A 13,154-nucleotide genomic window follows, 5' to 3' on the forward strand; every position below is an offset into this window, starting at 1 on the left:
GCTGCCAGCCGCGATCCTTCCACAAAAAATCCGCTGATCAAAATGATCAGCAGCCAGATCAGACTGAGTAAATTATCCGCTGTATTGTTCAGACGAGCAGGTCTTTGCACGTAACGCCGAAACAGCGCGATGAGCACGCCTAAAATCGCTGCGCCGCCGGCGATGTCCAGAATTAGCGAAAAAATTAAATAAAAATTTCCTGTTAAAAAAGAACCCCAGCCGAAAATGAGTCCCCAGACGTCGTAATCAAAACTCACGACTAACGTCCCGATGAAAAGCAGAACAAAACCGAGATACATGAGCAAATGCATGAGTCCGGGGTAAATTTCTTTGAGCACGCGCCCTTGAGCAATGCCATAAGTGAGCAGTAATTTCAGCCGCTGCCCTGCGGAGCCGGTAATTTCATGCGGCTGACCCGCTGCCCAGAGTTTTGCCCGACGGTAAAAGCCATAAATGAACAAAACTATCGCTATGAGCGCTAACGGATAAAGCAAATTGTGAAAGGAAATATTCCAGAAAACCTCGCGGGATGGAAGCATGTTGTTTCCCCTGTTTTGGTGAATGGAATAAAATTGGGAAGATGTACTCCATCTCAAAAATGGGGTACATCTGAAAAATTGAAATCTTTCTGTTTAAAAAAGCACATTCAGAGAAGCAAAAACCGAAAAGCGAACAATAATCACTTTTCCACGATCTTCTTCAATTCCTCCGTCAATTTCGGCACAACTTCAAACAAATCCCCAACAATGCCGTAATCCGCTTTCTGAAAAATCGGCGCGTCCGGGTCTTTGTTGACAGCGACGATGCACTTGGACGAGGACATTCCCGCGAGATGCTGAATCGCGCCGGAGATGCCGCAGGCGATGTACAAATTCGGCGACACGGTTTTCCCGGTTTGACCGACCTGATCCGAGTGCGGCCGCCAGCCGGCATCCACTGCCGCGCGTGACGCCCCGACGGCGGCGCCCAGTACCTCGGCCAATTCTTCGAGAATTTTAAAATTTTCCGGCGCTTTCATGCCGCGTCCGCCAGAGACAACAATTGTCGCTTCGCTGACATCCAACTTGCCGCCGCTGCGCGCAATGATTTCCTTGACTACCGCTTTTAAATCATTCTGCGCGACCGGGACTTCCGCCTTTTCAATTTGAATATTTGACGCGCCATCTTTTTCGGTGACCGCAAACACATTCGGCCGCAGCGACGCCAACACAGGCGATGTGTTAAATTTCATTTCTGCAATGACTTTCCCAGCGTACATGGGCCGCCGCGCAATGATTTCGCCATTTTCCACTCGCAGCGCCACGCAGTCTGTCGCCAAACCCACATCCAATCTGGCAGCAACTCGGGGAGCGAGGTCTTTCCCCATCGCCGTAGCGCCAAACAGCACCACTTTCGCTTCAAGTTTTTTGACCAATTCTGTGATCGTTTTGCTGCTTCCTTCCGGCGAATAGTTGGTAAAAATCGGATCATCAGCGACAAATACCGCGTCAGCGCCGTAAGCGGCTAACGGTTCCGCTAAATGCGCAATTTCATTCCCCAAAATTGCAGCAGCAACGTCTCCGCCTAATTCATCCGCGAGCCGGCGGGCTTCGCTCAAAATCTCATAACTCACTTTTCGAAAACTTCCATTTCGTTGTTCAGTAACTGCTAATACGGAATAAGCCATTTATGCCTCCATGAATTTTTTTCGGAAATTATGCTGTAAAAAAGGATGCCAAAAAAGACGAGCAAAATTTTCAAACGACTTTTGCTTCGTCATGTAGTAAGCGAACCAATTCTGGTACCGCGTCAGCGCCTTCGCCGACAATTTTTCCGCCTTCGCGCGCCGGGGGGTATTCATATTTAGAAACTTCGACAGCCGGCGCTTCGAGAGCAACTTGTTTCTCGTCAATTTGCTTGCGCTTTGCCATCATGATTCCCTTTAATGCAGGATAACGGGGCTCATTTAATCCTTTTTCTGCAGTGACAATCGCCGGTAAACTCGTCTCATAAACTTCGATGCCGCCTTCGATTTCGCGTTTGGCGATAGCTTTTCCGTCTCCCAATTCCAATTCGGCAACAAAAGTCACGCACGGCAAATTGAGCAGCTCTGCCACGCGAGGCCCGACCTGAAGATTATCGTCGTCAACGGCTTGTTTGCCGAATAAAATGAGATCGTATTCCATGGATTGCAACGTTTCCGCCAACGCTTTCGCTACCGCGCGGGAATCCGGATTTTCATTTTCAGTTTTCACCAAAACTGCCTCGTCCGCGCCCATGGCAATGGCCGTCCGAATCGCAGACGTGGATCGCTCCGGTCCCACGCTGACCACGGTCACCGCCGTCCCGGGATTTTTCTCTTTGATGCGAATCGCCTCTTCCACGGCGTATTCATCGTAAGGATTCAGAATCCAGTGAATATCCGTCGTTTCAATATGCCGGCTATCGGGAGCGATTTTTATTCGCGTTTCCGTGTCCGGAACCTGTTTTGCACAAACAATAATCTTCATAGATCTCTCCCAGTTATTGTTAGAAGGTGAGATGGTTTTTTATGTCCAAAATTTTTTTTCATCAAGCGGATTTTCCGGGGTGCGTGTATTTTTGAAGCGTCAAAAATTGCCTTGAAACTTTTTTAATATAACATATTAAATCACAAAGTCAATAATTTTTTAATTAAAAACGACAACCTCAAGGTTGCTTTGCGGAAAATTGAGCGACTTCTGTTGCCAAAAACCAATTCAATCATTGCGATTCTCGCGCCCCGACGCCGGGCTGTCCTTTCGCCGAATTCCCGCAATGAAGATGTCGCCAATAAGTCTGGCGGACATTTTTAAACTGTATTTTTTATTTTTTGATAAAACCCAATAGCTGGAAATTTCATCCAACGCGCCAAATAAAATTCGTTTGCCGATGCCCGGAACAATCTCCGGTTCAACATCGCCGTCTTTCTGGCCCTGGACAATGATCGACGAAATGATATTCAGATAATCGCTAAATTTCGTGCCGCTGTAATTCTTCATAAATTTGTGACTCTGCCGCAGCTCAATTTGCATCACCTCGGCCAATTCCCTGTTTTCGCCAATCAAGCTGAGATGTTTGTCAATGAAAGCGCGAATCTTATTTTCAAATCCTCGCTTTTCAGCGATGACTTTCTTCATTTCGAAGATAATTTTGCCCATTTCCTCTTCAAAAAGAGTAATCAAAATATCGTCTTTGTTCTCAAAATAGAGATAGATCGTCCCGTCGGCAACTTTTGCCAATTTGGCGATTTGAGAAATCTTGGAATTGTAAAATCCATGCTCCGCAAACACGCGCGCCGCCGCGTTCAGGATTCGCTGCCTTTTATCGCCATTGTCACTCTTTTTTCGCGCCATTTTCCACCCGAAATTCCGATAAAAATTTTCTATGAATGAACGTTCATTCAGTAATATAACATTTTTTCAATAAATGTCAAGTACTTTTTCCCTTTAAATTTCAATCACTTATCACAACTTCAATTTTTTCAAATATTCCTTGACATTAAATTGAATATTCATTTTATTAATATGTTGTAATAATTCAATAGTGCTAACAAAGAGGAAACTTTTTCTTTGCCCGGGAAAACTGACATGCGTCACATTATCCACAATTGAATAAAATTTTTTATCTCTTCATTCATTTTTAAATACCATGACAATACGTTCATGGATTTTTTTTTAGAGAGAAAAAAAATGTCGTTTTGCAATAAAATTATATATTTAATAGCGTCACTGTTCATTCTTTTTGCTTTAACCTGCGAAATGGATCACGGATTAGAACCAATGCGCAGCCACATTCAAGGGACAATTAGCTACCGCGGCGAATGGCCGGCGCCAGCGGAAGAAGTTCGTCTGGTCGGCGCCACGCGGTTCCCGCCGTCGGGAATCGAAGATTTGATTATCGGGGAATCGATTCCTCTCACCGGCGACAGCTACGATTACGATTTTTATCTGGAACCCGGCGTTTACAAATTAGTCGGCGTGGCCTGGCGCGAACAGAATTCTACCTGGGCCATCGCCAGTATTTGTGGTTTGCATTACACAGGAACCGATTCGCTCACCCCCGGCGAAGTCGTCCTCGCTTCCGACACTTCTGTCGCGAGAAACGTCAATATTTTTGTCAATCGCGCCCAGGCGCATCGGGTGACAAATAGCAAAATTGTCGGATCGATCAAATTCGAAGGCACATGGCCCGACTCAGTGCTGGACGTCAGGGTGATTGCCACGACAAAATTTTCTTTATTTCCAGTACAGCTCCCGACCCTGTTGGACATCAGTTTCAGCAACGGCGTTCCCGCCGGAAGCGATTCAGCGCAGTACATAATTGACGCTTTTCCGGCGCACTATGTTGCAACGGCGGTTTTGCTTTTTAAAATTAATGACTCTTTTTCCTTGAACAGTATCATTGCTCTGGATCAAACGCCATACACCGTAGCCGAAGATACAACGATTGCCGGGCCTGATTTTACAATTACTTTTTAAAATGAATTGAAAACAATTTTTGATCATGAAAAAAATATTTTTAAATATCGCGTTCATTTTCATCTTCGCTGCTGTTGTGAACTTGCAAGGGCAGGTTTCTACCCACGGTTCACTCGAAGGTGACGTCTTGGACGTCAAAACAAAAGAGCCGTTGATCGGCGCTAACATCGTCATTTTAGGCACAAACATTGGCACCATGAGCGATTTGCAGGGACATTTTTTCCTGAAGAAAGTGCCGGTGGGCAATTATTCCATCAAAGCGACCATCATCGGCTACAAGAGTAAAACAGTCACTGTGCAAGTGAAATATCAGCAGACCACAAAAATTAAATTCGAACTACCGGAGACAGTACTGGAGATGCCGGAATTGATCGTTACCGCCGGGAAAAAGGCGCAAAGTTTTCAGGATGTGCCCAATAGCGTGAGTCTGGTCACGACGCGCGAGATCGAACGCCGCAATCGAACCTACCTCAACGAAGTGCTGGAATACACGCCAGGCGTCAACTTTATGCATGGCGATGTCAATATTCGCGGCTCTTCCGGCTTCAGCCTCGGCGCAGGAAGCCGCGTGTTGCTGCTGTTAGACGGCATTCCCATGATGCCCGGCGACAGCGGCGATATCAAATGGGACATCATTCCCATCAGTCAAATCGAACGGGTAGAGGTGGTCAAAGGCGCCGGCTCCGCGTTGTACGGCTCCTATGCCATCGGCGGCGTGATTAATATCATCAGCAAAGAACCATCCTCGGAACCGTACACGGAATTGAAATTTTCCACCGGCATTTACGACAAGCCCTATTATCCGGAATGGAAATGGACGGACAAAACGCAGCATTTCAGCCAGACCGATGTGACCCATTCCAGAAAATGGAAAAATATTGGAATTCTGCTCTCCGCAGGGAGAAGAACTTCCACCGGCTATCAGCAAAACGGCGATTACATCAACTGGAATTTACTCGGTAGAATGGACATCCATTTCGACACTCAATCCCAACTCACGCTACAGACCAATTTTTCCACCGGCGACCACGGCGAAATTTTTCAGTGGCGCAACCAAAACGACGTTTTCGAAATGCCTGTCACATCAGTGGGTGACTGGACCAGTTCATCAAAATTCAGCACGAACGGCGTCTTTCGTCAATTAGTAAATCCACGCTTTACTTACAAAATTCGCGTTTCCTACTTTGAAAATTATTGGAAACACCACTATCACGATAACGATGATTACTCTCAGGCGCAAAATATCGGTTTCGAGACGCAGGCGGATTATGTGCTCACATCCAGCCAGTCGCTGACATTTGGAATAGAAACCGTGCACGACATCACAAATTCTGCCATGTTTGGCGATCACACTGGCACAAATTGGGCTGGCTATTTGCAGGACGAAATTCATTTCGGTACGCTCGTCACCGCGACTGCCGGGATTCGTTACGACTACCACACCGTGGACACTGGCATTCACGATTCGCAAATCAATCCCAAGCTTGGTTTTACAGTAAAACCTTCGCCATTTTCCACTTTTCGCGCTTCGGTCGGCAGAGGATTTCGCTCGCCAACAATGGCGGAAATGTTCACAGAAACGACAACCTCGGGCTTCAGAATCATTCCCAATCCGGATTTGCAAGCGGAAAAAGCCTGGTCTTACGAAATCGGCATCAATCAGATTCTCAGCGAAAATCTGTTGTTGGATTTAGCGTTGTTTCACAATGATTACGAAAATTTCATCGAGCCTGATCGCGACGAACAAAACACGGTATTTTTCATTAATGCCGATCGCGCGCGAATACGCGGACTGGAATTCATGGCACAGTCCAACTGGTTGAAGAAAAAAATTCACGTCAAAACCAGCTACACTTTGCTTGATCCGAAATATGTGTCTCGCGATTACACGCTGTTTTGGTGGGCGGAAAAATTAGCGGGCAAAAAAGACCCGCAAGTTTCCTTCTCCGCGCCCCTTGCCTATCGGGCAAAACATCTGTTCACCAACTCAGTGGATTTTGATTTAGGGAAATTTGATTTCGGCATTGATTTCCGCTACGTCAGCAAATTAGACAGCGTCAAAGTTTACCCAACGGATAAACGTGTCCCGCAAAAAGTCTGGGACGCGCGAGTTAGCTACAAAATGGATCGCGTGACGTTGTCTTTTAATATAAACAATTTATTTAACTACAGTTACACCCAGATTGAAAGAAATATGGCTCCTGTCCGCCATTATGTTTTCAGCGTCAATGGACGTTTTTAATTTTGCCATAACTAAAAAACAAAATGAGGGAGGTGATATCCGGCAAATTAATTCTTTTTGTGAAACCGAGCTACATTGACAGAACTAACATAAAACCAAATCGGAGGACAAAACAAATGAAACGAACTTCATCCATCACAACATTTTTTTTCGTGCTTTTATTAGCTGGTAGTGTTTTTGCTTCAGGCGTGGGCTTGACCGGAATCGGCGCGCGCGCCACGGCTCTCGGCGGAAATTTCCGCGGTATTGCTAACGATTGGAGCGCCATGTACTGGAACCCGGCAGGTTTGACCCAGATTAAAGGCTTGCACTTTGGCTTTTCATCTGAAGCTATCATCCCAGTCGGCGAATATACTTTCACAAATAACTCAGTGATGCCGTTCTCAGTTTTCAGAACTGGTGGCGTAGAAAATGAACCGAAGACTTTTTTGATTCCGGCTGCCGGTCTTGTCTATGGCATGGACAATATGAGCTTCGGCCTCGCTGTTTACGCGCCGTTTGGTCTGGGCGGTCAGTGGGATGTGATGAATACAGCCGCTTACAACAGCGACTATCCGACCATCGATTACGAATCTGATTTGCAGGTCATCGCTATTCAGCCGACTTTCGCCTATCAGGTAACAGACAAACTCTCTTTTGGCGTAGGCGCGATCATCACTTATGCTGACATTCTTATTCGCACGCCGGTAACGACGCCCAATCCGCTCATTTTCGATCCCAGCAACGCTGCATTGAAGCAGGGCGTACTGGCTCCGATGGGCTTGGATGCCGCTACTTACAATCATATTCTGACCGAAAAGAAACTCACCGGAAACGGTTTTGGGTTCGGCGCAAATATCGGCCTGAAATTTGACGTGAGCGAAAAACTGTCACTGGGCGTGTCGGCAATTTATTACAACGACATGACCTTGGACGGAAAAATCAACGCTGCGACTTACGGCGCAAAAATAAGTTCTGCAATTTTCCAGCAGCTCAGCCAGACATTAGATGGACTGGAAGCAATGGGACAAATTGATGCCGCCTCTAAACAACAAATTTTAGGATTGTACAGTGGCCAAAAAATGGTGTTGGCAAACGACGCTCCCGGCAAAGCGACTCTCCCGCTGCCGATGACAGTTGGCGGAGGTTTCGCCTACAAAGCGACGGATAAATTGATGTTCTCTGGCGACCTCTCCTGGACCCAGTGGGCTTCCTGGGATGTCATCAATATCGACATGGACGATGGCACAAAATCCGGATTAGTGGAAAACTGGAAGAATGGCATACGTCTCGGTCTCGGCGCTGAATATTGCGTCACAGATAAATTAGGCATTCGCGCCGGTTACTACACAGAACCGCCAGCCCCGCCGGATGAAACTATGACCGTTACGATTCCCGATGTTGGCAGAAGCAATTCGATCAATCTGGGGCTCAGCTATGATTTTGGTCTTTTCAAATTTTATGCCAGCTATGAAAAAATGCTATTCGGCGACCGTACAATCGCCGACTGGAAATATGATTCAACATCCAGTTCATACGACAATATGGCTGGAACTTACAAGATGAATGTGAACAACTTTATGGCCGGATTGAATTTCGCATTCTAATTTTGAATCTTTAAATTTCTTCAAAGAAACAAAAAAACCCTCTCTGCAAAGTTGCTGCAGAGGGGGTTTTTGTTTTTGATTTGAGATCTCCTACTTAAGCAATTTAGCCAGTTTCTCCCCGGACGCCTCCAGCAAATCCTTGTGCAGCGAATTTCCGTGGGAATCCATCGTTACGACTGCCGGGAATCCTTCCACCTGAAATTCCCAGACAGACTCCGGGCTACCGAATTGTTCCAAATAGACGTGAGGAATTTTTTTGACGGTTTTTGCGTAAATCTGCGCTGCTCCGCCAATGGCGTGCAAATACACTGCCCCGTAATCCTGACAGGCTTTCAGCGTTTTGGGCCCCATGCCGCCTTTGCCGATCACCGCCTTGATGCCGAATTTTTTGATAATTTCGCCCTGGTACGGTTCCTCCCGAATGGAAGTGGTGGGACCTGCCGCCATGGTTTTGTATTCGCCATTTTCCTTGAGAATCACCGGGCCGCAATGGTAAACAATCCCATTTTTGATCACATCTAATTCCCCGCCATCGTACAAATATTTGTGAACCGCATCCCTGCCGGTAAAAATCGTACCGTTGATAATCACATTATCGCCGACTTTCAGCGAGCGGATTTGTTCTTCAGTAACTGGCGTGTTCAGGACTTTTACAGCCTTTGATTCAATTTTAAAGTCATCGGGAAAATCCACCTCTTTTTCAAATTCATCAGGAGCCTGGTACAGCCAGCGAACAGCTTCGCCGTCCTGATTCAACACAACACCGCGTCGTCGGTAAGCCCAGCACATGTAAGCAATGGTCACAAAAAACGAAGCCGGAAGACGATTTCTCGTTCCTATTTTACACGCGCCAATCGTCATTTTTCCGCCGAAGCCCATGGGACCAATTTCCAGTTGGTTGGCTTCTTCAAGAATCTGGTTTTCTAATTTTGCCAGTTCGGGAATCGGATTCACATCATCTACTTCACGTAAAAGCTCGTGTTTTGCCCATTCATACCCCGTGGCGCGATCTCCGCCGACACACACGCCCAAAAATCCGGGACTGCAGCCTTTTCCCTGCGCCTGATACACCGCGTCCAGAATACACGCACGCACGCCTTCCAGGTCTCTGCCGTACTTTTTACCGTTGAACTCTGCCGGTAATTTGTACTGAGCGCTCATATTTTCGCAGCCGCCGCCTTTTTGAATGAGTTTCACTTCAATCTCCGCAGCGTCGCCCTGATAAAATTTAAACGCCGGGCTGCCCGGGCCGAGATTGGTTCCGGAATTTTCCCCGGTGAGACTGTCCACGGAATTCTGTCGTAAATAGCCTTTTTTCGTTGCCGTCACTACCGCGTCTTCGATTGCTCTTTGCAATTTATTAATGTCCGTACCCAGCGGATAAGTGATGTAAAAATTGAGCAAACCAGTGTCCTGACAGATTGGCAGAGATCGCCGTTTCGCAAGCCCAATGTTCTGCAACACCAGATCCAATGCAAAATCGGCTTTTGACCCGGGCGCTTCTAATTTTTTTCGCAAAGCGAGCGTTTGTTCCACGTCCTGAGGCAAGAATGACGATGTCCGGCGAATCAACTCCAAAATATTTTCTGAAACCTTCACGTAATCCATTAGCCCTCCTTAAAGAAATTTTTTAGTTGGAGAGAAATCACATCATTTTATTTTAAAAATAACGGCGAGACATGTGGAAATGATACATCTGCCATTTTTTTGCTTCTTTTTTGAATACGACCGTAATTTGCGCAGTCATCGAATTAGGCAAACCGTCCGTTTCGTAATTGTAAACGACCGTGTAGCGCGCAAACGCCAATTCCCGATCGCTGTCAATTTCCAAGTTCTGAACCTGCGAATGAATTTCGTCCCACTCTTCTAAAATTTTCGTTAAAAATGAAGGAGTGGCCTGTTTGTCCAGAACCTGGCCGTCGAGAGTAAAAAAACGAAAATTTTCATGGCAGAAGGAGACGAATTGATCAAAATCTTTGGCGTCAAAAGCCTGGTTGTATTTTGCAATTAATTGTTTGATTTCACTTTTTGCCGCATTTTTGTCAGCAAGTGGCTGGCAGGAAATCGCGAAAAGAAAAAGGACAAGCAGTAAAACAAGAATTTTTTTGTACATTTGAAACTCTCCGTAATTTTAATAGTGAAATATATGCATGATTTCTTTAAATTTCAAGTAATTTCTTTATTATTTCCTGTCAAAAGTACCTGTCATTTTGACATAACGCCAATAATTTGCCAAAACGTCAGCCTTCTTCTCTCTGCTGAAATTTAGAACAACTCTTATAATCATCTGTATTCGCAGCACTTACAACTTTTGCGCTGCTTGTGGCACACAATTTGCCGAAACGCAGTTGATAAATTCTCAAGAAGGACTCAGAAAAAGACAGAATTTGAAAATAGAATTTAAATTGAGAAGCAAAAGGATCACCCATGAGTGAATATAAAAAAGACTACACAGCTTCGATTCCGATGATTTTGCCGGTAATACCTTTGCGCAACGAGGTGCTTTTTCCTCAGCAATTTTTGCCTGTCACTGTGGCACGGGAAAAATCTTTGAACTTGCTCAATGATTTGAGCGAGGAAAACAATATTATTGCCATCATCACACAAAAAGATTCTTCGAAAGATGATCCGACGCCGAAAGATTTGTACACCATCGGCACAGCGGCGAAAATCATGCGCAAAATAGATATGCCCGACGGCAGCAAGACAATTCTGATTCAGGGATTGCACCGCTTGAAAGTAATCACCTACACTCAGGAGCAGCCCTATTTCAAAGCGGTTTTTGATCCGATCCGCAACGAGGATCTGACTATTCACGAACCGGAACGCGTCGAGGCATTATCGGCTAATTTGCGCAATATTTTCAAACGCGTCGTGGATCTGTCTAGCGACATCACTTACGAACAATTAGTGATGGTTTCCAACATCAAAGAACCGGGCATGTTGGCGGACATGGTCACCGCGTTTTCCAACTTACAGATTGAAGAAAAACAGGAAATTTTGAATACGTTCGACATTCAGGAACGTCTCAATAAAGCAAATATCATTATTAACAAGCTGTTACAAACGTTGGAATTGGGCGAAAAAATCCAGACTGACATTCAAAACAAAATAGGCCAGACGCAGCGGGAAATGTATTTGCGCGAACAATTGAAAGCCATTAAACGCGAGTTGGGCGAAGACGTCGAAGGATCGGAACTCGATGAGTTGCACGATAAAATTGAGAAGGCGAAAATGCCCGAAGACGCGCGCCAGGTCGCGAAGAAAGAACTCAATCGCCTTTCGCAAATGCACCCGGCGTCGGCGGAATACACGGTCGCGCGCACTTATCTCGACTGGCTGATCGACCTCCCCTGGAGTAAAACCACCAAAGATATTTTAGACATTGCCAGAGTGAAGAAAAAATTGGACGCCGATCATTACAATTTGGAGAAAGTCAAAAAGCGAATTCTTGAATATCTGGCGGTGCGCAAACTGAAAAACGACATGCGCGGACCTATTCTTTGCTTTGTGGGACCTCCTGGTGTGGGAAAAACTTCGCTCGGGCGCTCCATCGCCGAAGCCATGGGAAGAAAATTCATTCGGATGTCTTTAGGCGGCATCAGAGATGAGGCGGAAATTCGCGGCCATCGCCGCACTTACATTGGCGCTTTGCCGGGACGCATCGTTCAGGGCATCAAAAAAGCCGGTTCCAATAATCCGGTTTTCATGCTCGACGAAATTGATAAATTGGGTCACGATTTTCGCGGGGATCCCTCGTCCGCGTTGTTAGAAGTTTTGGATCCGGAGCAAAATTTTTCCTTCAGCGATCACTATCTTGAGGTGGCGTTTGATCTGTCAAAAGTAATGTTTATTGCCACCGCGAACATGCTGGAACCGATTCCTGCGGCGTTGCGCGATCGCATGGAAGTCATAGAAATTCCCAGTTATGTGGAAGAAGACAAAGTACACATCGCGAAAAAATTTCTTGTGCCCAAACAAATCAAGGAGCACGGTTTAACTGAGAAAAACATTTCGTTCCGCAATGACGCCCTGCGGTCCATCATCAACGCTTACACCAGAGAAGCCGGCGTGCGAAATCTGGAACGAGAGATCGCAGCGATTTGCCGCGGCGTTGCCAAAGATGTCGCCACGGCAAAAGATCAGTCAAAAATAAAAAAATCCATCATTACGCCGAAAAAAGTGGAGCAATATCTGGGACCAATCCGGTTTTATTCCGAAGCAGCCGAACGTATCAATCAAACTGGTATTGCTGTCGGACTTGCCTGGACCATGGTGGGCGGAGACATTTTGTTCATTGAAGCTACTAAAATGCCGGGCAAAGGCAAACTCTCGCTCACCGGTCAATTGGGCGATGTGATGAAAGAATCGGCCCATGCAGCGCTGTCGTACATTCGCGCAAATGCGGAAAAGCTGGGCATTGAAGGAGATTTTCACGAGAAATTTGATATTCACATTCACATCCCGGCGGGAGCCATCCCCAAAGACGGACCCTCGGCCGGAGTGACGCTCTTCACAGCGATGGTGTCATTGCTTTCGGACAGGAAAGTTCGCTCTGACGTCGCCATGACCGGTGAAATTACGCTGCGCGGAAATATCCTCCCCGTCGGCGGCATCAAAGAAAAAGTCCTCGCTGCTCATCGCGCCGGCATAAAAACAGTGCTGCTCCCGAAAAAGAATGAAAAAGACTTGATCGACATTCCCGAACATATCCGAAAAGAGATGCAGTTTCACTTTTTGACCGAGATGTCTGATATTTTGAAGCTGGCTTTTGATTTAAAAAAAATGAAAAAAATTGAAGCGGCAAGTGAGTGATTTGAAGATAGAAAAGCCAGGTTTCTTAATGAA

10 protein-coding genes are annotated in these 13,154 nt (G+C 46.1%); 4 read left to right on the forward strand and 6 right to left on the reverse strand.

Going from position 1 to position 13,154, the window contains the following annotated elements; all coding sequences use genetic code 11:
- From GXO74_00890 to GXO74_00905, 4 genes are all read right to left on the reverse strand, one after another.
- On the reverse strand, positions 1 to 539 hold a 539-nt coding region (locus GXO74_00890; protein NOZ60215.1), incomplete at its 3' end, for an iron-sulfur-binding reductase.
- A 140-nt stretch (positions 540 to 679) separates the two neighbouring features.
- Positions 680 to 1,666, reverse strand: a complete 987-nt coding sequence (locus GXO74_00895) for an electron transfer flavoprotein subunit alpha/FixB family protein (GenBank protein ID NOZ60216.1) — start codon at positions 1,664 to 1,666, stop codon at positions 680 to 682.
- A gap of 70 nt (positions 1,667 to 1,736) precedes the next feature.
- Entirely contained in the window at positions 1,737 to 2,489 is a 753-nt protein-coding gene (locus GXO74_00900) for an electron transfer flavoprotein subunit beta/FixA family protein (protein NOZ60217.1), read from the reverse strand.
- A gap of 228 nt (positions 2,490 to 2,717) precedes the next feature.
- Positions 2,718 to 3,353 (reverse strand): TetR/AcrR family transcriptional regulator, encoded by a 636-nt coding sequence (locus GXO74_00905; protein ID NOZ60218.1) that lies wholly within the window; start codon positions 3,351 to 3,353, stop codon positions 2,718 to 2,720.
- A 426-nt stretch (positions 3,354 to 3,779) separates the two neighbouring features.
- On the opposite strand from GXO74_00905, the gene GXO74_00910 reads away from it, so the two are divergent.
- The 3 genes from GXO74_00910 to GXO74_00920 all read left to right on the forward strand — a co-directional run bounded on the left by GXO74_00910 (position 3,780) and on the right by GXO74_00920 (position 8,306).
- On the forward strand, positions 3,780 to 4,478 hold the full coding sequence (locus tag GXO74_00910) for a hypothetical protein (GenBank protein ID NOZ60219.1): 699 nt from the start codon (positions 3,780 to 3,782) through the stop codon (positions 4,476 to 4,478).
- 25 nt (positions 4,479 to 4,503) lie between these two features.
- Positions 4,504 to 6,720, forward strand: coding sequence for a TonB-dependent receptor (locus GXO74_00915; protein ID NOZ60220.1), 2,217 nt, complete (start codon positions 4,504 to 4,506; stop codon positions 6,718 to 6,720).
- Positions 6,721 to 6,836: 116 nt separating this feature from the next.
- Complete coding sequence (locus tag GXO74_00920; GenBank protein NOZ60221.1) at positions 6,837 to 8,306, forward strand: hypothetical protein; 1,470 nt, start codon at positions 6,837 to 6,839, stop codon at positions 8,304 to 8,306.
- A 90-nt stretch (positions 8,307 to 8,396) separates the two neighbouring features.
- Here the strand turns inward: GXO74_00920 and GXO74_00925 are convergent, their stop codons facing one another.
- The gene (locus tag GXO74_00925) at positions 8,397 to 9,914 is read right to left on the reverse strand and encodes a fumarate hydratase (protein ID NOZ60222.1); all 1,518 of its coding nucleotides are present in this window, start codon (positions 9,912 to 9,914) and stop codon (positions 8,397 to 8,399) included.
- 52 nt (positions 9,915 to 9,966) lie between these two features.
- Positions 9,967 to 10,419 carry a nuclear transport factor 2 family protein gene (locus tag GXO74_00930; GenBank protein ID NOZ60223.1) on the reverse strand — a complete coding sequence of 151 codons (453 nt, stop codon included), beginning with the start codon at positions 10,417 to 10,419 and terminating at the stop codon, positions 9,967 to 9,969.
- Positions 10,420 to 10,772: 353 nt separating this feature from the next.
- On the opposite strand from GXO74_00930, the gene lon reads away from it, so the two are divergent.
- A complete protein-coding gene (gene lon / locus GXO74_00935; protein ID NOZ60224.1) occupies positions 10,773 to 13,121 on the forward strand; it encodes an endopeptidase La in 2,349 nt (782 codons plus the stop codon).
- Positions 13,122 to 13,154: the final 33 nt, after the last annotated feature.

It is taken from the genome of Calditrichota bacterium (assembly GCA_013152715.1).
Lineage (GTDB): Bacteria > Zhuqueibacterota > Zhuqueibacteria > Thermofontimicrobiales > Thermofontimicrobiaceae > 4484-87.

Coding starts and splice junctions, on each gene's coding strand:
- GXO74_00895 (NOZ60216.1), bottom strand. CDS start 1,666: ATGGCTTATTCCGTATTAGCAGTTACTGAACAACGAAATGGAAGTTTT.
- GXO74_00900 (NOZ60217.1), bottom strand. CDS start 2,489: ATGAAGATTATTGTTTGTGCAAAACAGGTTCCGGACACGGAAACGCGA.
- GXO74_00905 (NOZ60218.1), bottom strand. CDS start 3,353: ATGGCGCGAAAAAAGAGTGACAATGGCGATAAAAGGCAGCGAATCCTG.
- GXO74_00910 (NOZ60219.1), top strand. CDS start 3,780: ATGCGCAGCCACATTCAAGGGACAATTAGCTACCGCGGCGAATGGCCG.
- GXO74_00915 (NOZ60220.1), top strand. CDS start 4,504: ATGAAAAAAATATTTTTAAATATCGCGTTCATTTTCATCTTCGCTGCT.
- GXO74_00920 (NOZ60221.1), top strand. CDS start 6,837: ATGAAACGAACTTCATCCATCACAACATTTTTTTTCGTGCTTTTATTA.
- GXO74_00925 (NOZ60222.1), bottom strand. CDS start 9,914: ATGGATTACGTGAAGGTTTCAGAAAATATTTTGGAGTTGATTCGCCGG.
- GXO74_00930 (NOZ60223.1), bottom strand. CDS start 10,419: ATGTACAAAAAAATTCTTGTTTTACTGCTTGTCCTTTTTCTTTTCGCG.
- lon (NOZ60224.1), top strand. CDS start 10,773: ATGATTTTGCCGGTAATACCTTTGCGCAACGAGGTGCTTTTTCCTCAG.